At 40.9% G+C, this 20,161-nt stretch carries 20 protein-coding genes and 1 pseudogene; 14 read left to right on the top strand and 7 right to left on the bottom strand.

The features are described 5' to 3' along the window. Positions 1 to 28: 28 nt before the first annotated feature. The 4 genes from fabD (at position 29) to lysM (ending at position 2,752) form a co-directional block, all read left to right on the top strand. Entirely contained in the window at positions 29 to 1,015 is a 987-nt protein-coding gene (gene fabD / locus E0409_RS07765; protein ID WP_131289420.1) for an ACP S-malonyltransferase, read from the top strand. After that, the gene (fabG, locus tag E0409_RS07760) at positions 1,012 to 1,746 is read left to right on the top strand and encodes a 3-oxoacyl-ACP reductase FabG (RefSeq protein ID WP_131289418.1); all 735 of its coding nucleotides are present in this window, start codon (positions 1,012 to 1,014) and stop codon (positions 1,744 to 1,746) included. Before fabD ends, fabG begins: the two co-directional genes overlap by 4 nt. 86 nt (positions 1,747 to 1,832) lie before the next feature. After that, positions 1,833 to 2,069, top strand: a complete 237-nt coding sequence (acpP, locus tag E0409_RS07755; RefSeq protein WP_004651013.1) for an acyl carrier protein — start codon at positions 1,833 to 1,835, stop codon at positions 2,067 to 2,069. Between the two features lie 200 nt (positions 2,070 to 2,269). Next, positions 2,270 to 2,752, top strand: a complete 483-nt coding sequence (gene lysM, locus E0409_RS07750; protein ID WP_131289416.1) for a peptidoglycan-binding protein LysM — start codon at positions 2,270 to 2,272, stop codon at positions 2,750 to 2,752. Positions 2,753 to 2,789: 37 nt separating this feature from the next. On the opposite strand, the gene E0409_RS07745 is transcribed toward lysM, so the two are convergent. Beyond that, positions 2,790 to 3,392, bottom strand: coding sequence for a hypothetical protein (locus tag E0409_RS07745; RefSeq protein WP_131289414.1), 603 nt, complete (start codon positions 3,390 to 3,392; stop codon positions 2,790 to 2,792). A gap of 420 nt (positions 3,393 to 3,812) precedes the next feature. Between E0409_RS07745 and rutD the strand changes: the two genes are divergently transcribed. From rutD to E0409_RS07705, 8 genes and pseudogenes are all read left to right on the top strand, one after another. After that, a complete protein-coding gene (gene rutD / locus E0409_RS07740; RefSeq protein WP_131289412.1) occupies positions 3,813 to 4,631 on the top strand; it encodes a pyrimidine utilization protein D in 819 nt (272 codons plus the stop codon). 338 nt (positions 4,632 to 4,969) lie between these two features. Continuing rightward, on the top strand, positions 4,970 to 6,085 hold the full coding sequence (gene rutA / locus E0409_RS07735) for a pyrimidine utilization protein A (protein WP_131289410.1): 1,116 nt from the start codon (positions 4,970 to 4,972) through the stop codon (positions 6,083 to 6,085). Next, complete coding sequence (gene rutB, locus E0409_RS07730; RefSeq protein ID WP_131289408.1) at positions 6,082 to 6,843, top strand: pyrimidine utilization protein B; 762 nt, start codon at positions 6,082 to 6,084, stop codon at positions 6,841 to 6,843. The genes rutA and rutB overlap by 4 nt, the downstream gene beginning before the upstream one ends. A 20-nt stretch (positions 6,844 to 6,863) precedes the next feature. Continuing rightward, entirely contained in the window at positions 6,864 to 7,244 is a 381-nt protein-coding gene (gene rutC, locus E0409_RS07725; RefSeq protein ID WP_131289406.1) for a pyrimidine utilization protein C, read from the top strand. A 173-nt stretch (positions 7,245 to 7,417) separates the two neighbouring features. Then, positions 7,418 to 7,927 (top strand): NADH-dependent FMN reductase RutF, encoded by a 510-nt coding sequence (gene rutF / locus E0409_RS07720; protein ID WP_502699804.1) that lies wholly within the window; start codon positions 7,418 to 7,420, stop codon positions 7,925 to 7,927. 34 nt (positions 7,928 to 7,961) lie between these two features. Then, positions 7,962 to 9,317 (top strand): pyrimidine utilization transport protein G, encoded by a 1,356-nt coding sequence (gene rutG / locus E0409_RS07715; protein ID WP_131289404.1) that lies wholly within the window; start codon positions 7,962 to 7,964, stop codon positions 9,315 to 9,317. 9 nt (positions 9,318 to 9,326) lie between these two features. Beyond that, positions 9,327 to 10,202 (top strand): annotated as a pseudogene (locus E0409_RS07710) (NAD(P)-dependent oxidoreductase). Positions 10,203 to 10,445: 243 nt separating this feature from the next. Continuing rightward, positions 10,446 to 10,859, top strand: a complete 414-nt coding sequence (locus tag E0409_RS07705; RefSeq protein WP_131289402.1) for a TM2 domain-containing protein — start codon at positions 10,446 to 10,448, stop codon at positions 10,857 to 10,859. 44 nt (positions 10,860 to 10,903) lie between these two features. Here the strand turns inward: E0409_RS07705 and E0409_RS07700 are convergent, their stop codons facing one another. The 5 genes from E0409_RS07700 to E0409_RS07690 all read right to left on the bottom strand — a co-directional run bounded on the left by E0409_RS07700 (position 10,904) and on the right by E0409_RS07690 (position 16,565). Next, the gene (locus E0409_RS07700) at positions 10,904 to 11,509 is read right to left on the bottom strand and encodes a DUF805 domain-containing protein (protein WP_131289401.1); all 606 of its coding nucleotides are present in this window, start codon (positions 11,507 to 11,509) and stop codon (positions 10,904 to 10,906) included. A 191-nt stretch (positions 11,510 to 11,700) separates the two neighbouring features. Further along, entirely contained in the window at positions 11,701 to 12,984 is a 1,284-nt protein-coding gene (locus E0409_RS07695) for a ribonucleotide-diphosphate reductase subunit beta (protein WP_131289399.1), read from the bottom strand. 137 nt (positions 12,985 to 13,121) lie between these two features. Next, positions 13,122 to 13,253 carry a hypothetical protein gene (locus E0409_RS16910; RefSeq protein ID WP_284729605.1) on the bottom strand — a complete coding sequence of 44 codons (132 nt, stop codon included), beginning with the start codon at positions 13,251 to 13,253 and terminating at the stop codon, positions 13,122 to 13,124. 64 nt (positions 13,254 to 13,317) lie between these two features. Then, complete coding sequence (locus tag E0409_RS16905) at positions 13,318 to 13,443, bottom strand: hypothetical protein (RefSeq protein WP_284702734.1); 126 nt, start codon at positions 13,441 to 13,443, stop codon at positions 13,318 to 13,320. Between the two features lie 287 nt (positions 13,444 to 13,730). Continuing rightward, positions 13,731 to 16,565 (bottom strand): ribonucleoside-diphosphate reductase subunit alpha, encoded by a 2,835-nt coding sequence (locus E0409_RS07690; RefSeq protein WP_131289398.1) that lies wholly within the window; start codon positions 16,563 to 16,565, stop codon positions 13,731 to 13,733. A 588-nt stretch (positions 16,566 to 17,153) separates the two neighbouring features. Here E0409_RS07690 and bfmR point away from each other — a divergent pair. Beyond that, entirely contained in the window at positions 17,154 to 17,870 is a 717-nt protein-coding gene (gene bfmR, locus E0409_RS07685) for a response regulator transcription factor BfmR (RefSeq protein ID WP_067726452.1), read from the top strand. 31 nt (positions 17,871 to 17,901) lie between these two features. Beyond that, positions 17,902 to 19,560: a sensor histidine kinase BfmS gene (gene bfmS, locus E0409_RS07680; RefSeq protein ID WP_131289396.1), complete on the top strand. Its 1,659-nt coding sequence runs from the start codon at positions 17,902 to 17,904 to the stop codon at positions 19,558 to 19,560. 45 nt (positions 19,561 to 19,605) lie between these two features. On the opposite strand, the gene E0409_RS07675 is transcribed toward bfmS, so the two are convergent. Then, positions 19,606 to 19,962, bottom strand: a complete 357-nt coding sequence (locus tag E0409_RS07675) for a hypothetical protein (RefSeq protein ID WP_131289394.1) — start codon at positions 19,960 to 19,962, stop codon at positions 19,606 to 19,608. Positions 19,963 to 20,161: the final 199 nt, after the last annotated feature.

Raw genomic sequence — 20,161 nt, 5'->3', positions numbered from 1 at the left:
GAGCTTAGACTCATGAAAGGATTTTTATATGTCTGCTAAACGACTCGATCAAGCAGCTCAAGCGACAAAAACTGCATTTGTTTTTCCTGGTCAAGGTTCACAAAAAGTTGGCATGTTGGCTGAACTTGCAGAACAGTTTAGTGGTGTGCAAGAAACTTTTGCTGAAGCTTCAGAAGCGATTGGTTTTGATTTATGGCACATTGCTCAAAGTGGTGAAGGGTTAAACCAAACAGAATTTACACAGCCTGTATTACTGACTGCAAGTATCGCGTTATGGCGTGTGTGGTTGGAATTGGGCGGTGTTGCACCAAAATATCTCGCCGGTCACTCATTAGGTGAATACAGCGCATTGGTTGCTGCAGGGGCGATGAGCCTTGGCGATGCAGTGAAACTTGTGAATTTGCGTGGCAAGCTCATGCAAGATGCTGTTCCTCAAGGACAGGGTGCAATGGCGGCTATTTTAGGTCTTGATGATGCCAAAGTGATTGAGCTTTGTGAGCAAGTCAATGCACAAGCGAACGGTTCAGTAGAAGCCGCAAATTATAATGCACAAGGTCAAGTGGTTATTGCCGGTGATAAAGAAGCTGTAGAAGCTGTAATGGCTGCAGCAAAAGAACAATCAGGTAAAGCGATTGCATTGCCGGTCTCTGTTCCATCGCATTGTTCACTGATGAAACCAGCTGCGGAAAAGTTTGCAGCAGCTTTGGAACAAACTGCCATTGAGCTACCAGGTCTTCCTGTAATACAAAATGTCAACGCGGAAATCGCAACTGATGTGGCAGGAGTTCGTCAGGCATTGACTGCACAATTGTATCAATCTGTGCAATGGACCAAAACCATGCAATACCTGCAAGATCAAGGGGTGGAGTATGTGGTTGAGTGTGGTCCGGGTAATGTCCTTGCCAATCTTGCTAAGCGTTTACCAAAAATCGAAAAAGCATTCCCACTGGACAGTAACAGTCGTCTTGAGGAAGCATTAAATGCCATTTTAGTGGCTGAAGGGAAAATTGCATGACACAAGAACGTAAAGTCGCCTTGGTAACAGGTGCGAGCAGAGGGATTGGAGCAGCCATCGCTCAGCAACTCATTCAAGACGGTTATTTTGTCGTTGGTACGGCAACTTCCGAAGCAGGCGCAGAAAAATTATCTGCAAACTTTGCTGAAAATGGCGCAGGTCTAGTACTTGATGTACGTGATGCGACTGCCATTGATGCTTTAGTTACAGAGATTGAACAAAAATATGGTCCTGTTCTTGCACTTGTGAACAATGCTGGAATTACCAAAGATAATTTGTTACTACGTATGTCTGAAGATGATTGGGACGATATCCTGAATATTCATCTGAAAGCCGTATACCGTCTATCTAAGCGTGTTTTAAAAGGCATGACCAAAGCACGTTTTGGACGCATTATTAACATCAGTTCTGTCGTTGCTCACTTTGCAAATCCGGGACAAGCCAACTATTCTGCCGCTAAAGCAGGTATAGAAGCGTTTGGTCGTAGCCTTGCAAAAGAAATGGGTAGTCGCCAAATCACTGTGAATGCTGTTGCACCAGGTTTTATTGCAACAGAAATGACAGAACAGTTAAGTGAAGAAATTCGCAAGAAAATGAGTGAACAAGTGGCATTGAACCGTTTAGGGGATCCACAAGATATCGCAAATGCAGTGAGCTTTCTGGCTAGCGAGAAAGCGAGTTACATTACTGGTACTGTTTTACATGTAAATGGTGGTCTGTACATGAGCTAATTAGCTGATGTATAAACTTTCAAAAAATTAGATATTCAATTAAACTAACGGCATTAAAAACGCCACAAGCAATGAGGAGAATTCCTGTGAGCGATATCGAACTACGTATCAAACAAGCGGTTGCAGAACAACTTGGTCTTAAAGCTGAAGAGATTAAAAACGAAGCATCTTTTATGGATGACTTAGGTGCTGACTCTTTAGACTTAGTTGAGCTTGTTATGTCTTTCGAAAATGATTTTGACATCACTATCCCTGATGAAGATTCTAACGAAATCACAACTGTTCAATCAGCTATTGACTATGTTTCTAAGAAACTAGGTTAATTGTTGTTTCAGCTTTGCTGAAAATGAAAGCCACCTTTTAGGTGGCTTTTTTAATGAAAAATCAAAACTGTTTTAAACAACTTTCATTACAGATCGTTACGTTAGGTTCACCAAAGACAACCTTTCTTTTATATAAATTTTAGGTATAAAAATAGGGCACTATTTTTTAAATAGCCTGAATAACAATATGGAGAAATAAAATGGGTCTTTTTGATTTTGTAAAAGGTATTGGTAAAAAAAATACAGCACCAGCAGAACCACAGCCAGCTCCGGCCACATCAACCACTCCAGCAGAACTTTCTGCACAAGAAATCGCAAACAAGCTTCTGGGACATATAAAAGCATTAGGCTTGCCTGTAACAGGACTATCTGTAAGTTATAACGGAAACAGCGATCTGGCGACCATTAAAGGGCAAGTACAAAGTCAGGCAGACCGTGAAAAAATTGTTTTGGCCGTAGGCAATGTCGATCATGTCGCGAAAGTGGATGATCAGATGACAGTGGCAACTCCCGCACCAGAAAGTAAATTCTATACGGTTAAATCTGGCGATAGTCTGTCTAAAATTTCAAAAGAATATTATGGCGATGCCAATCAATATAACAAAATATTTGAGGCTAACCGCCCATTGTTAAAAGATGCAGATGATATTTTTCCTGGTCAAGTGTTACGAATTCCCGCTTAAGTTGGACTATATGGAAAAGGCGCTTTGAGCGCCTTTTTTATCGAAGTTTGTGTTGTAGTTTAAGTCTGGCAAGTTGTTTTCTATCTAAAAAATTTTTAGGGTCTAAATAATAGTGTTGCACCAAAGCCTTAATCAGCTGTCTGCGGTTATCTTTATTAAACATATTCAGATCAATATGTGCCATTTTATATTGTTTGCGAAACTCCGGTTTTAAAATAAAGCCGATACTACTCGTTTTCCATTTTTGCTCCTGGCTTAAGATTTGTGTTTTGGGTAGCTTAATGGCACGATATTTTAAGAGATGAGAGCAGTACAGCTGGGTCTTTAACAGCCTATCGCGCTGCACCAGATTCCTGAGCTTTATTCCAAAACTCTGTATAGAAATGGTTTGACTGGTGACTACAAATCTAATGTTTAAAGCCATAAATGCCAGCATCACGATGAACATGACCATTAACCAGCCCGACATAGATTGATGCAATAAATACTGACTCAGGCTACTGAAATCTTGAACTCGAGAGAAGGTACTGAGTGAGTGCTGCGCTAAAACAATAAATATGGCAGGAATAAAGATCAGCCCGATTAAATAGCGGGGCAGATAACGACATTGAAATAGTGGATATTCAGTTGCTATGTCCATGAATCATCACCTTTCAAGAAAAGTATAGATAGGGCATGAATGCTATTTTTATCGCCATGGCTGTTCCATGGTGGGACAGGTATTACCAAGGAGAGTTATGAATTTGCCTCCGGTTATTAATAATATTTGAATTTTTTAATGCTTTTTTAGCATCCTGTTTTCTTTTAACACTCTATCTATTTTAAGTTTTTGAGTTTATAAGGATTTATCTATTTTGTTATAGATTTGAATAGGAAGGTAAATGCTGTTATTGATTGTTTAAATAGCTACTCTTTACGGTTTTCTATGATATTTCAATCTCTATATTTAAGGGCAATATGAATTTGATGGGTTATATCGCTACTTAGACTAAATTTATGAAAATTTTCAGGCACAAATTTTGCTGGTTGTTATTCAAAATATTTGAATGAACGGTAAAAAATGAGCTATCAAATTCATCCTTGTAAAGAAAATTCAGCAGCAGATTTTATAATTTTGTCATCCGGTCTGGGCGGACATGCCAGTTTCTGGAAACCTCAAATTGAAGCATTCACTCAATATTTTCATGTTTTAACGTATGATCAGGAAGGCTGTCATGCCGATTCCTCCATTTTGCCAGATCAGTATACAATTACCGATATGGCAGCACAGTTGCTGGACATTCTAAAACGGGAAAAAATTCAGTGCTTTCATTTTATGGGACATGCAATTGGCGGATTTATTGGAGCTGAATTAGCGGTAGTAATGTCATCGGAAATGCGCTTATTGAGTTTAACCTCTATCAATTCCTGGGATGAAATCGATCCGCATACCCAAAAATGCTTTGAAGCTCGGCTTCATTTATTAAAGTCAGCAGGTGCCGAAGCGTATGTCCGAGCACAGGGACTATTTCTATATCCACCGGCATGGATTTCAACACATCATCAACATTTAACAACTTTAGAAAATATTCAACTCGAGGATTTTCCACCTTCAGAAAATGTACTCAAGCGAATTCAGGCAGCACAGCAATTTAAAATCAATGATCAGCATAGGCAGGCATTAGAGTACAGCCAGCTACATTTCATTGCCAATCAGGATGATTTTTTGGTTCCTGTACACAAGTCGAGTAATTTAAAGCAGCGACTTGGTCATGGACAACTGAGCATTTTGGCTTCAGGTGCACATGCTTCCACAGTCACAGAGCCTGAAGTGCTCAATAAAACCATGCTGCAATTTTTTCAAAAGCATTTTTTAAAAGTAGCTTCACTGTCGAATTAAGCAGGCCTATTTATAGCAATAACCGGTAAATTTTTTACTAAACCGTGATTTTAAGATCACGGTTTTTTTATTGATTTTTACCTAAAAAAGTCCAGTATTGCTAAAAAATGAGTGTGTGATTTTTTATCAAATAATGCATTTTTTTGGAGCCAAAACAACTATAACGGTGCACTGCTTTAAAATTTAATTTTACTATTTGATAAAATAAATAAATTATAAATATTTGATAAATAATGATTAAAAAAATTGGCATAGAATATGCTAAATATTTCTTATAAAAATTCAAGTTGATTGATTGAAGCGAACTTATAACCAAATGGTAAAAAGAGGGATTGAAAATGAAAATAGGCGTCTTTTGTCCAATCGGAAATAATGGCTGGTTGCTGTCTGAAAATGCACCGCAATATAAACCAAGTTTTGAAATGAACAAGCAAATTGTACAGCGTGCAGAATATTATGGATTTGACTTTGCACTTTCGATGATCAAGTTGCGTGGTTTTGGTGGAAAAACTGAATTTTGGGATCATAACCTTGAAACATTTACTTTAATGGCAGGTCTTGCTGCGGTCACCAGTAAAATTAAAATTTATGCCACTGCGGCAACTTTGGTGATGCCGCCTGCGATTGTGGCCCGTATGGCATCCACCATTGACTCCATTTCAAATGGACGTTTCGGTCTGAATGTGGTGACTGGCTGGCAAGCTCCTGAATATAAGCAGATGGGTATGTGGCCGGGCGATGAATACTTCGCGAAACGTTATGACTATTTGTCTGAATATGTCGAAATTTTACGTGAGCTTTGGGCAACCGGAAAATCGGACTTTAAAGGTGAGCATTTCCAAATGGATGATTGTCGGGTCAGTCCGTTACCACAAGCAGACATGAAAATCATCTGCGCAGGACAATCCGATACAGGGCTGGAGTTCTCGGCCAAATATGCAGATTACAACTTTGTTTTTGGTAAAGGCTTAAATACTCCGAAGGCTTATGCAGACATCAATGATCGCTTAAAGGCACATACCGATAAAACCGGACGCGATGTTCAAACCTATGTGCTGTTTATGGTGATTGCTGCAGAAACTGATGAAGAAGCTTTTGCAAAATGGCAAAGCTATAACGATGGGGCAGATGTTGAAGCGATTAACTGGTTGATGAACCAGGGTAGTAAAGATACCAAATCTGGTGCCGATACCAACATTCGTCAAATGGCATCCAGTGTATCTCCAGTCAATATCAACATGGGGACCATTGTCGGTTCTTTTGAAAATGTTGCAAAAATGCTGGATGAAATTGGTGAAATCGACGGAACTGAAGGCATTCTTTTAACTTTCGATGATTTTATTCAGGGTGTAGAGGATTTCGGTCAAAAAATTCAACCGTTAATGAAATGTCGTGAGCATATTGTCATTGAAGCTGATGCAACTCAAATCTCAACTTTGGAGAAATCAGCATGAATACAAATGAATCCTTGGAGAATGTAGTTTGTGCAGGTTTTACCCAGACAGCAGGTACTGGAAAAGTTCTAAAGGCAGAACCTGAAGCAATTCAGCTTGCGCCCGAGCAAACTGCACTGATTGTAATCGACATGCAGAATGCCTATACCTCTAAAGGTGGTTATTTAGACTTGGCGGGTTTTGATGTTTCAAAAACTAAACCGGTGGTGGAGAACATCAAAAAAGCAGTCGATGCCGCGCATGCATCAAACATTCAGGTGATCTATTTTAAAAATGGCTGGGATGATCAGTATGTAGAAGCAGGGGGAGTTAATTCTCCCAATTTCCATAAATCCAATGCCTTAAAAACCATGCGTAAGCATCCTGAACTGCAAGGCAAATTACTCGCTAAAGGCGGCTGGGACTTTGAACTGATTGACGAACTCAAACCTTTAGTGCAAGACATCGTGATTGAAAAACCACGTTATAGCGGTTTCTTTAATACGGCTTTAGATAGCATGCTACGTAGCAAAGGTATTCGGAATCTGGTGTTTGTTGGTATAGCCACCAATGTCTGTGTCGAGTCGACCTTAAGAGATGGATTTTTCCTGGAATATTTTGGCGTAGCACTGGATGACGCCTGTTATCAGGCAGGACCGGTGGAGGCGCATGCAGCCAGTCTGTACAACATTAAAACCTTCTTTGGCTGGGTATCTGATACGCAGAACTTTATCGAAACATTTCACTCCAAATCACACATCTTAGAAAAATCAGCTTAAGCCTTTATAGGGGAAAACACATGCCTAAAGAAATTATTTTACCCGCAGGAACAGGAAAACCATTGGCACCGTACGTACCTGCAACCAAAGCGGACAATATTGTGTACGTTTCAGGTACTTTGGCTTTTGACGAAAATAACAATGTCGTGCATGTCGGGGATGCGGCTGCGCAAACCCGTCACATTCTGGAAACCATTAAAAAAGTGATTGAAACAGCAGGCGGCAGCATGGATGACGTGACCTTTAATCATGTCTTTGTCAAAGACTGGGCCGATTATGCTGCGATCAATACTGTCTATGCCGAGTATTTCCCGGGCGATAAACCGGCACGCTATTGCGTACAAACCGGCTTGGTGAAACCGGATGCTTTAGTTGAAATTGCATCTATTGCCCATGTTTAAATGAAGAAAATTTTCAAGAAAAACAGATCTAACCATATATCAATAAAGGACAAAACTGAAATTCAGTTTGAACGATCAAGAGTCGAATTTCAGTGATGGAGGTGGTGATGAACAGCAAAATCATGACAGTTCAATCTGCAAAAGATTTACTACAGCATGCACAAAATTTCCAAATGACTGCTAATGAAGCACATACAGAAATTGCCCCGTCTACTTTTAGACAAGGGATGTCCAATTTAGGTGCAGCCGTCAATGTGATTACCACAGATGGTGCAGCGGGTCAGGCAGGTTTTACCGCTTCCGCTGTATGTAGTGTTACCGATTCACCGCCAACCTTGCTGGTGTGTTTAAACCGTTCGGCATCGGTATTTGAAACCTTTAAATGTAACCAGGTACTATGTGTAAATACTCTTGCTGCACATCACACTGAATTATCAAATGTTTTTGGTGGGAAAACGCCAATGTCGGAACGATTCTTGCGTGGAAAATGGTCAACACTGATCACACAAGCACCCGTTTTAGATGATGCATTGGTGTCGTTTGATTGTGAAATAGTGCAAATCATGTCGGTCGGCAGTCACGATATACTGATTTGTCAGGTCAAAGCCATGAGACAAAATGAAGCTAAGAATGCATTGATGTATTTCAACCGTGCTTATTGTGAGCCGAAACCCATGAACTAATCCAATATTCCTAATTTAGGGGGAGGGGAAACCCATGCAAAAAAAAGAATCGTGGTTTCCGAAATTTAAGCCTTACCAAGGCAATTTAGATACAACACCAGTCCAAATGGATGAATATTTACCTGCGGGGAAAAGTATAGTTTTAGGCTTGCAACATGCTTTTGCCATGTTTGGGGCGACGGTGCTTGCACCTTTGTTGATGGGTTTCGATCCGAACTTAACCATTTTAATTACCGGGATTGGGACCATTTTATTTTTCCTGATTACCGGCGGCCGCATGCCGAGTTATCTGGGATCGAGCTTTGCTTTTATTGGTGCAGTTGCTGCAGCAACCGGTTATGCCGGTGCAGGGTCTAACCCCAATATTGCCTTGGCGCTAGGCGGAACCATTGTTTGTGGTCTGATTTATGCGGGTATTGGTTTGATTGTCATGAAAACCGGTACCAGCTGGATTGAAAAGCTGATGCCACCGATTGTTACGGGTGCCATTGTGATGATTATCGGGTTGAATCTTGCACCCGTGACCATTAAAAGTGTGTCTGCAAGTTCATTCGATACGTGGATGGCGGTCGTTACCATTATCTGTATTAGCGTAGTGGCCGTGTTTACCCGTGGAATGGTGCGCCGTTTATTGCTTTTACTCGGTATTGTTGCTGCCTATTTTTTTTATTTCCTGATGACCAATGTCATGGGTTTGGGTACACCCATTAATTTTAGCGTCATTTCTGAAGCAGCCTGGATTGGTTTACCGACTTTGCATAGCCCTGTTTTTAATGCTAATGCCATTTTATTGATTGCACCGGTTGCGCTGATTTTGGTGGCAGAAAACTTGGGTCACTTTAAGGCAGTTTCGGGCATGACTGGCAAAAATCTTGATCCATATATGGGGCGTGCATTCTTTGCAGATGGGATATGTACTTCAATGTCTGCATCGGTCGGTGGTACAGGGATGACCACTTATGCTGAAAATATTGGCGTAATGGCAGTCACTAAAGTCTATTCAACTACGGTGTTTGTAATTGCCGGAGTATTTGCGATTTTACTCGGTCTTTCACCAAAATTTGGTGCCGTGATCAGTACCATTCCAGTGGCTTTATTGGGCGGTGCATCGATCATGGTGTTTGGTTTAATCACTGTAGCCGGTGCAAAAATCTGGATTGATAACAAAGTCGATTTCACTAAAAACAGCACTTTAATTATTGCTGCTGTCAGCCTGATTATGGGTGCAGGTAACTTCAGTTTAAAAATTGGGATCTTCGATTTAGGCGGTATTGGAACCGCAACTCTAGCGGCGATTGTGCTGAACCTATTTTTGAATCGTGGTGAAGAAAAAACCAGTTCCAGCAGTGAAAATACAGAAACCTCGGCTACCCCTGTAGCTAATCCATAGGAGTTCATTTTGAGTCAGACAATTGCATTTATTGGACTCGGGACAATGGGATGGCATATGGCCTCCCATCTTCCTAAACTTGGACATGAAGTTTGGGTCTGGAACAGAACTCAGTCTAAAGCAGATCATCATTCGATTAGCTTTAAAACGCAATCTGTCGATGATATAGAAAAGGCCGTACAAGCAGATTATATATTTTCATGTTTACCGACCAGTGCGGATGTAGAGCAATTGATTGCAACACATCCACCCAAGTCAGGCAGTATCTGGATTGATTGCACCAGTGGTGTTCCACAATCCGCACAACAGTTAAATCAAGCCTTAAAAAAAATAGGGGTTGAATATCTGGATGCACCGGTTTCAGGTCAAACCATCGGCGCTGAAAAAGGTACTTTAACCGTAATGATTGGTGGCGATGCAGATGCTTTTGATAAAGCCAAACCGATCATTGCTGCATTTTCAGGTCTCATTGAATATGTCGGCGAAAGTGGTTCTGGCTTTGCGGTGAAAGCGATTAATAATACCTTGATGGCCACCCATTTGTGAGCTTTGGCAGAAGGTCTAACGGTATTGAAATCTAAGGGTGTGGATTTATCGGCGGCTTTGAGCTGTATTAATCATTCTAGTGGTAAAAGCAGCATGTCTGAAAATATTATGGCGCAGCGGGTACTCAGTCGAAGTTTTGATAAAACCTTTGCGCTAGATCTATTGCAAAAAGATATTGGTATTGCAGTCGATTTGATTCAGGAGGAATCGTTGAATCTTCCAAGTATGCATTTGATTCAGGAGCAATTTGCTTTAATTGAAAAAGAATCCGCGCGTCAACTGGATTTTTCTGCTGCTGTACAGGGTTTGGAAAAAATCAATCAAATCGAGTTGCGATAAATATATAGCGCCTCAGATTAAATTATTCATTAAAAACCCGGATTGAAAAGTCCGGGTTTTTGTTTGAAGTGCTTTTATAATGAAGTTGTTTAGTTGGACTATCTTATAAAATAGTTCAGGAGCGTTTATAAGTACTGGCATATTGAGTCTTGTTCGAATCCATTGGATTGTTGATATTTGTTTTAAAATTAAATAATTAAACCTATAATTTAAAAGCGAATATAAATAAAACTAAGGGTATTTATGAAAGGGCAGATATTGGATTTTTCCATTCAGAGCAATTCGGGAGTGATCAGTGGTGATGATCAAAACCGTTATCAGTTTTCTGGAGCGAGTTGGCGTGGGCAAGTTCCACCTGCACGGGGGCAGAAAGTTGATTTTACCGTCGATGGAACAGGTCAGGCCAATGATATTTATATCCTCAGTTCAGCTTTAGTATTTCCAACTCAAGTGGGCGATAAAAACAGGATTATTGCAGCAATCTTGGCTTTTTTCCTCGGCGGCTTCGGTATTCATAAATTTTATTTGGGGCAAATCGGCTGGGGAATTGTTTATCTGATTTTCTGCTGGACCTTTATTCCTGCTTTGGTCGCTTTCATCGAGTTCATTATTTATTTGTGTACATCGGATGAGGATTTTGCTCGTAAGTATGGTTGATTAAAGAAATAAAAAAAGGGCATAAGCCCTTTTTTTTGTCTGCTTTATTTAGCAGGTTGTCCCCATTGGTTGTTTTCTCGCTTGGTGTCTGAAGCCCACCAGATAATCAGTGGGATAATTCCAATAATAGTCAGAATAAGAAGTTGCCACCAACCTGATCGATTTGTGTCATGTAAACGACGAGCACCTGCTGCTAAAGTCGGTATTAATAATGCGAGGTTAAGAACACCGTTAAATAATGGTTCAGTATCGAGTACGGCATCTATAATTTGAGTAATAACACCTAAAATAATGCATGCTAAATAAAAGAACCAGAATTCTTTACGGCGTGCACGTCCCTCAAATACGACATAGTTTTTTAGGCATTTTACAAACCAATCAATCATGTTGAATTGTTCTTCAGCTTTATTCTGATCAGAAAGTTTGTCTAATTGATTGGAAATATTTTGCACTGGATTGCTGTGACCTAATGCTGTAAAGATTTGAATGGCACTGCCAGCATTATCGACATCAAAATCCACCCGATCGCCACGAGCAGGTGGACGTTGTCCACGCCATTCTGCGCCGGTAAAATTGTAGCGGTTTTGGTCATCGCCACTGATAATGCCTGTGTTGGTCTGGATTGAAAAATCCAAAATACTTCCTTTCATTTTAGCCTCTGTGATTTTATGGGTATTAAGTTGTAAATTTAGTGTTGTTATTCACTTTCATAATAGCAGAACAGTTTGAAATTTAAACTAATTATTTATTCTTAAGTTGCTGTATTTCTATTGTTTTTTATATGAATTTTATCTTCTGATAAAAAATCCCGCTACATGAGCGGGATTTTTACATCTTTAAATTACCAGCTTAACGCGCCACCAGTTTGGTAGTCTGTTACGCGAGTTTCAAAGAAGTTTTTCTCTTTACGCAAGTCCATCATTTCTGACATCCACTGGAATGGGTTGTTCACACCAGCGAATTGTTCAGGCAAGCCAAGTTGCGCTAAACGACGGTTTGCAATGAACTTCAAGTATTCTTCCATCATTGCAGCATTCATGCCGAGTACACCGCGTGGCATCGTGTCACGTGCGTATTCAATTTCAAGCATCGTACCTTCAAGAATCATTTGAATGATTTCTTCTTGGAATTCAGCTGTCCAAAGACCCGGGTTTTCATTCTTGATTTGGTTAATCATGTCGATACCAAAGTTCAAGTGCATAGATTCATCACGCAGGATGTACTGGAATTGCTCAGCAACACCATTCATCTTGTTACGGCGACCCATAGACAGGATTTGGCTGAAACCACAGTAGAAGAAGATGCCTTCAAGTACACAGTAGAACGCGATCAAGTTGCGAAGCAAGATTTGGTCGTTTTCAGGTGTACCCGTTTTGAAAGTAGGATCACTTAAAGATTGGGTATATTTCAAGCCCCAAGCCGCTTTACGCGCTACTGACGGTACTTCACGGTACATGTTGAAGACTTCGCCTTCATCCATACCCAAAGATTCGATACAGTATTGGTAAGCATGTGTATGAATTGCTTCTTCAAATGCTTGACGCAAAATGTACTGACGGCATTCAGGGTTGGTAATATGACGGTAAATCGCCAATACCAAATTGTTTGCAACCAATGAATCGGCAGTCGAGAAGAAACCAAGTGAACGCATAACAATAGTTCGCTCATCTTCGGTTAAGCCGTTTTCAGACTTCCAAAGTGCGATGTCATGGTTCATGTTCACTTCTTGCGGCATCCAGTGGTTGGCACAACCGTCTAGATATTTTTGCCAAGCCCATTCGTATTTGAATGGAACAAGCTGGTTCAAGTCAGCACGACAGTTGATCATGGCTTTATCGTCAACTTGTACGCGCTGTGCGCCCATTTCAAGCTCTTCCAAGCCTGGCGCAACATCAAGTGTTTCTAAGGCAGCAGATGCTCTTGCCAATGAATCGGCTGAATGTTTTGTTCGACCTTGACTGGTTCTAGCGGGTTGTGCAGCACCCAAATCCGGCGCTGATGGTTGTGCATCAGATACCACTTGTGTATGAGTCGCTTTTTGCGGCTCGACGGGCGCAGACTTGTGTTCAGGTGCAGCCGGTTTCTGTGAATCATCTTCGAAATCGTCCCAACTTAGGATAGACATATCAATTCTCTCTTCGATGCTTATATCTGTTATCTGACATCTCACAAACGAAGATGTCTACTATACGCTTAAATTGTGTAAGCAAAATTAAGTTTTGCCGATCACTGTTCTAATCTTGTTCGATAGGACAGATATCCTCACGACTTATTTTGCTTGCTCGCTTTATGTGCCTTGAGCCAGAAATAGCCAATCGGGACATAAAAAGTCAGAACAAAGGAAACGACCAGTGCAACAAGTCCTAACATGTAGTTGTGAGTCATATGGAGCATGGTCTTTTCCTATAATTATTTAAAATGTAAATCCTAGCCGAAACTAAGATTTACATTCACAAAATCATTTTTTAGATGATTTTGTAGGTTTAACGGTTTCAGTCACTGTCGTTTTAGGATGCTTTTGTGCATACTTTTCAGTAACAAAGCGACCAGTACCAGCATCACGGGAAACTTTTTTAGTAGCCATAGAGTTATCTCCATATCAAATCAAAATGACTCATACTGGCTCGAGAAAGAATTCAGTGCTACAATTCATCTCGCATTTGCTAATGCCAGCCTCGTCGTGACCATTTTGGTATCACTTCGAGATTGAAAAGCCCTTTAGTTAGTTTTGACGGACGCTATAGGGCTTTTTTATTGCCTAAATTTTGGAATCCCCCTAAATCCCCATTTTGCAAAGGGGGACTTGCATCCCGCCATTTGCTTCGAGGAATCCCCCTCCTTTTAGGAGGGGTTAGGGGAGGTCATGCAAGCTTATTGACAAGCCTCACAATCAGGATTGTCAATTGAACATGCCAATGGCACTGGAGCTGCTTGAGCAAAATCATCTTCAGCTACTGCTTCAGGTTTTTTCACTTCTTCAACTACAGGTGCGCTAGTTACAACAGCAGCGCCCATGTTTGATTTTACTGCGTTCAATGCACCCGTGTTAATGGTCGATTTCTCAGCAGAAGTCGCACCCAATGCACGAAGGTAATAAGTGGTTTTAAGACCACGTAACCAAGCCATTTTGTAAGTCATGTCCAGTTTCTTACCGTTTGCACCAGAGATGTAAAGGTTAAGAGACTGTGCTTGATCGATCCATTTTTGACGGCGTGATGCAGCATCTACAATCCAGCGTGGTTCAACTTCAAACGCAGTCGCGAAGATGGCTTTAAGCTCTTCAGGAATACGTGAAATCTTCTGAACAGAACCTTCAAAATGTTTAAGGTCGTTCACCATCACTGAATCCCAAAGACCGCGATCTTTTAACGCACGTACTAAGTACGGGTTGATCACTGTGAATTCACCAGAAAGGTTAGATTTCACATAAAGGTTTTGGAAAGTCGGTTCGATTGACTGAGAAACACCACAAATGTTCGAAATAGTTGCAGTCGGAGCAATTGCCATAACGTTCGAGTTACGCATACCGTCTTTTTGAACTTTGCTACGTAAAGTATCCCAATCCAGACGAGTGGTACGATCCACTTCGAACATGCGTTCTGGGCGTGATTTTGCAACGATATCTAAAGAGTCGATTGGCAAGATCCCTTGATCCCACAATGAACCTTTAAATGTTTCATAAGTCCCACGTTCAACAGCCAAATCACTTGAAGTTGAAATCGCATAGTAGCTAATCACTTCCATAGATTCATCGGCAAAATCAACAGCCGCTTCAGAACCATACGCCAAGTTCATTTCATATAAAGCATCCTGGAAGCCCATGATGCCCATACCCACTGGACGATGCTTCATGTTTGAAGTACGTGCTTGTGGTACAGCGTAGTAGTTGATGTCAATCACGTTGTCGAGCATACGAACAGCAGTTTTTACTGTACGCGCCAATTTTTCGCGATCTAACACACCGCCTTGAACGTGTTGTACAAGGTTGATTGAACCTAGGTTACATACTGCAATTTCATCTTCATTGGTGTTCAAAGTAATTTCTGTACACAAGTTAGATGAATGCACTACGCCCACGTGTTGTTGAGGTGAACGCAAGTTGCATACGTCTTTGAATGTGATCCAAGGGTGGCCAGTTTCAAACAACATCGACAGCATTTTGCGCCACAAATCTTTTGCACGAATAACTTTGTGCAACATGTTTGTTTCTTTGGCAATGCTTTCGTAGTAAGCATAACGTTCAGCGAATTCTGCACCCATTAAATCATGAAGATCAGGCGTTTCAGAAGGTGTGAACAGGGTCCAGTCAGCATCTTCAAATACACGTTGCATGAACAAGTCTGGAACCCAGTTTGCAGTATTCATGTCGTGGGTACGGCGACGGTCATCACCGGTATTTTTACGAAGCTCTAGGAATTCTTCGATGTCCAGGTGCCAGGTTTCAAGGTATGCACAAACTGCACCTTTACGCTTACCGCCTTGGTTTACCGCAACAGCTGTATCGTTGGCTACTTTAAGGAACGGTACCACACCTTGAGACTTACCGTTTGTCCCTTTGATGTATGAGTTCAAGGCACGAACTGGAGTCCAGTCATTGCCTAAACCGCCTGCCCATTTAGACAACATTGCGTTATCACGCATTGCGCCATAAATGTTATACAGGTCATCACCAATCGTAGTTAAGTAACAGCTAGATAACTGTGGACGTAAAGTACCCGAGTTAAATAGGGTAGGTGTTGAAGCCATGTAATCGAAGCTAGACAACAAGTTGTAGAATTCGATGGCACGATCTTCACGGTTTTCTTCATTTAACGACAGACCCATGGATACGCGCATGAAGAACAATTGCGGTAATTCAAAACGGATGCCATTTGAATGGATGAAGTAACGGTCAAATAAAGTTTGCAGACCTAAGTAGGTGAACTGGTTTGAGCGTTCTGGTTGAATCGCTGCTGCCAATTTCGCAAGGTCGAAGTTAAGCAGTTCTGGAGATAAAAGATCAAGCTCGATCCCTTTCTTTAAGAAGGTTTCTAAAGCATCACCCTCATTGGTGTCTGTAGACAGACCCAGGAACTCCAAACCTGTAGCAACTAAATTGTCACGAAGTAAACGTGCAGTCACATAAGTATAGTTAGGTTCTTGTTCGATACGGGTACGGGTCGCCATCATCATTGTTGTTGAGATGTCAGACTCTTTTACGCCGTTATATAAGTTCTTGATGGTTTCATCGACGATCGCTTGAACATCAATCCCTTCCAGACCTTCAGCTGCTTTTTCTACATGTGCTTTTAGCGCGCCCAAGTCAAGCGGTTGAAGCTGACCATTTGCAGCCGTGATTTGCAAAGTAGGATGATGGTGTGCGCCAGTTTGTTTACGTGCATCAGAGCGTTGTTCGCGGTAGATGACATACGCACGCGCAACTTTCTGTTCACCGGTACGCATAAGCGCAAGTTCAACTTGGTCTTGAATTTCTTCAATGTGAATCGTGCCACCTGACGGTAAACGACGGTTAAAAGTATTCATCACCATTTCAGTCAGTTGTTCTATACGGTCATGAATACGGCTTGAATCAGCGCTTTGTTGACCTTCTACGGCCAAGAAAGCTTTACCTATCGCGACAGAAATTTTCTCTGCATCAAAAGTAGCAACATCACCGGTGCGTTTAATCACCTGAAGTTGACCAGGAATTGAAGTGATTACGCTCATGTGGGCATAGCTCCATTGTCATCTATTGTTATGTGTGTGGACCATTTGAACTGGACGAAATCTCATCTCAGTGTTTGAGGATTAAACACAAGAACTAGTGGTTTAAAATCGAATTGAACACAAGATACGGGAAAAATGAGCTTAGATCAATATTGACATTTTAGTAAAAATTTTTCTATTTATCCGCAATATCTCATTGCAAAAAAATCTCTATTTTTATGTTTCTTGTATAAGCCTGATTAGACAGGGGTCTAGCATAACAAAGCTCGGATTAAGTACTTATAGATAACATTGTGGATAAGTTAAAAGAGTGCGATTAATTACTCATATTCTGAACAAAATGGCAAAATGTATATAAAATCAACATTTTGTAACAAGATGTATCGGTAAAATGGCTTAAATGGGCATTAAATTTGAAAATATCAATTAATTCAACACTTAATAAAAATATAACAAAAAACTACTTTGATGTATCAGTTTGGTGAATGCTATCTTGTTTACAATGTAAACGTGTGTATATTGCTGAATATATTAAAGCGTATCCGTCGGATTTTTAAGGATACCTTAATCCATATAAAGGGGCATTTTATGAGCCAAGAAGAAAAGTTACCTAAAATTTTAATTGTTGAAGACGATGAACGTCTTGCACGTTTGACTCAAGAATACCTGATTCGTAATGGATTAGAAGTTGGGGTAGAACCTGACGGTAATCGCGCAATCCGTCGTATCATTGCGGAACAACCAGATCTAGTGGTACTGGATGTGATGTTGCCAGGTGCAGATGGTTTAACCATTTGTCGTGAAGTCCGTCCACATTATCATCAACCGATTTTGATGCTGACTGCACGTACCGAAGATATGGACCAGGTTTTAGGATTGGAAATGGGTGCGGACGACTATGTGGCTAAACCTGTTCAGCCACGTGTTCTTTTAGCGCGTATTCGTGCATTGCTGCGTCGTACCGACAAGGCACCTGAAGATGAAGTTGCACAACGCATCGAATTTGATGACCTTGTGATCGATAATGGTGGCCGTTCGGTGACTTTGAATGGTGAGTTGGTTGACTTCACCAGTGCTGAATATGACCTGTTGTGGTTATTGGCTTCAAACGCGGGTCGCATTCTATCTCGTGAAGATATTTTTGAGCGTCTACGCGGTATTGAATACGATGGTCAAGACCGTTCAATTGATGTGCGCATTTCACGTATTCGTCCAAAAATTGGTGATGATCCAGAAAATCCAAAACGTATTAAAACAGTACGTAGTAAAGGTTATTTATTCGTTAAAGAAACCAACGGTCTTTAATATTTGTACCTAATTTTTATAGGACATCCTCTTGTTTAAACACAGTATATTCTTGCGTATTTATGCGGGGTTAGTAATTTTAGTCGCCTTGGTAGCAGTATTTGGCTACCTGTTGGTACAGATTATTAATTACCAGCGTGCGCAAGAATATCGTGAATCTTTAACCGATGGTGTGTCTTATATCATTAGTGAGGGCATCGCACGGCAGCCGAATGAGCAACAGAAAAAAGACTGGATTTCTGATGCTTCGGATTTGCTGGAATTGCCCATTTATTATGTAGATGCAAATAAAGTTGATTTATCGCGTACCGAGCAAAGACGAATTAACGAGCGTAAAGCTGCGGTTCGTTATGATGCACAAAACTCGATTGCTTACGTGATTATTGGCCTGAAAGATGATCCAAAACATTTGCTTTATATAAAAGTAGATAAAATTGGCGAACGCCAAATGAAAGCGTTGCCGATTTTTATTCTGGATTATCTGGTGTATTACCCGGGACAAGAAAAAGAATATCTTGCAAAAATTCAATCGAATTTTGCTTATCCTATTCAAATTGAAAAAATTCAAAACCTTCCACTTGATTCGGAACAGATTGGTCGACTTCGATTAGATCACAGTATTATTTTATACCGTGACAGTGCATCGGTTCGTGGGACCACAATTTCTATTGTTTCCCCTATGCCAAGTTCGCCTTCTGAGGTGTTGGTGCTCGGTCCTGTACCGCTATTTAACTGGATGCCTTTCCAGCTTGCAGCCGGGATTACCTTACTCAGCTTATTTGTGTTAAGTCTGGGTGTATATGGCTTGCTTGTGCCAATGCAGCGTCGTTTACGTGAAGTGAATTATGCCTTGCATCGTATGAAGTCCGGGGATATGACTTTACGTTTGCCGGTCGATGGGACCGATGAAATGGCAAGTTTGGCGACCAATTACAACAGTATGTCGGATCACATTCAGCGCTTGATTGAAGCTCAACGCGAATTGATGCGTGCGGTTTCGCATGAATTACGTACACCTGTGGCACGGATCCGTTTTGGTATGGAAATGCTGGCAGAAGAAGATGACTATGAGTATCGCTTGCAACAGGTTGAGCAGATTGATAAGGATATTGAAGCGCTGAATACCTTGATTGATGAAATCATGACCTATGCCAAACTCGAGCAAGGTACACCTTCTTTAGACTTTGAAAAAATTGTTTTGTTTGACGTGTTAGATCAAGTTGTTGTTGAAACTGAGGCACTAAAAACACAAAAAGAAATCGAGCTTCAAGCACTGCCTCTTACCATTGTGGTGGATGCTGAACGTCGTTATTTACACCGTGTAGTACAGAATTTGGTGGGCAATGCGGTTCGATATTGTGATCATAAAGTGATTGTAAGCGGAGGGATCAATGACGAAGGTCTGGCTTATGTGCAGGTTGAAGATGATGGTGCAGGTGTACCCGAAGAAGAGCGGAAGCGCATCTTTGAAGCTTTTGCACGTTTAGATGACAGTCGTACCCGTGCTTCTGGTGGCTATGGTTTAGGTTTGTCTATTGTGAGTCGTATTGCGTACTGGTTTGGCGGTAATATTCATGTCGATAAAAGCCCGATTTTGGGTGGGGCGCGTTTTATCATGACATGGCCTGTACAAAGATTTAATAAATCTGGCAAAAAAACCGGTATGACTAAAGACAGCATAGAGTTTTAAGCAAGATAATAAAAAAAGCACCAGATTCGGTGCTTTTTTTATGGTCTATTCGTGAAGAGTGGCATCGGGTTCGATAATGGGTTTGCCTTGTCTCAGGCTTTCTAGAGCCTCAGTATTGAAATCTAGCAGCAAAGAATTATTTTTAGGATCGATGGCGTAATGACTAATCAGCTTTTGATCGCCGTTCAGTGTTTCAACTTTATATTGGTCTGCGATATTTAAAATAGCATCCAGATTTGTGGTTGCAGAAGCAAAGTCTTGGCGAAAAAGTTCATAAATATCACGAAGGTCGAAAATAGCATCCTGGGCATCCGGATGTTTTTCAATATACCCTTGCACATGATGTACTAAGAGCTGTGCAAAGAAAAAATACTCAGATTCGTGTTTGTATGCTAAGCCCATGTGTTTGCTCCTTATTCTTTGTTCTACGAATAGAGATAGGAATAGCATAAATAGGGGGGGAGATCATCATGAGATGCATTAGAGTTGCAAAAAAACACACAAAATATGTACTACGAAGTCGGGTTTATTGCTTTATATAGGTGGTAGTGCTTTAAAAAAATCACACACTAAGAAGAGTTCTCATATTTATCATCGCATT

The organism is Acinetobacter sp. ANC 4862 (assembly GCF_004336635.1).
Lineage (GTDB): Bacteria > Pseudomonadota > Gammaproteobacteria > Pseudomonadales > Moraxellaceae > Acinetobacter.
The sequence above is the reverse complement of the archived record's forward strand: the minus strand, read 5'-3'. Positions and strand labels throughout refer to the sequence as shown.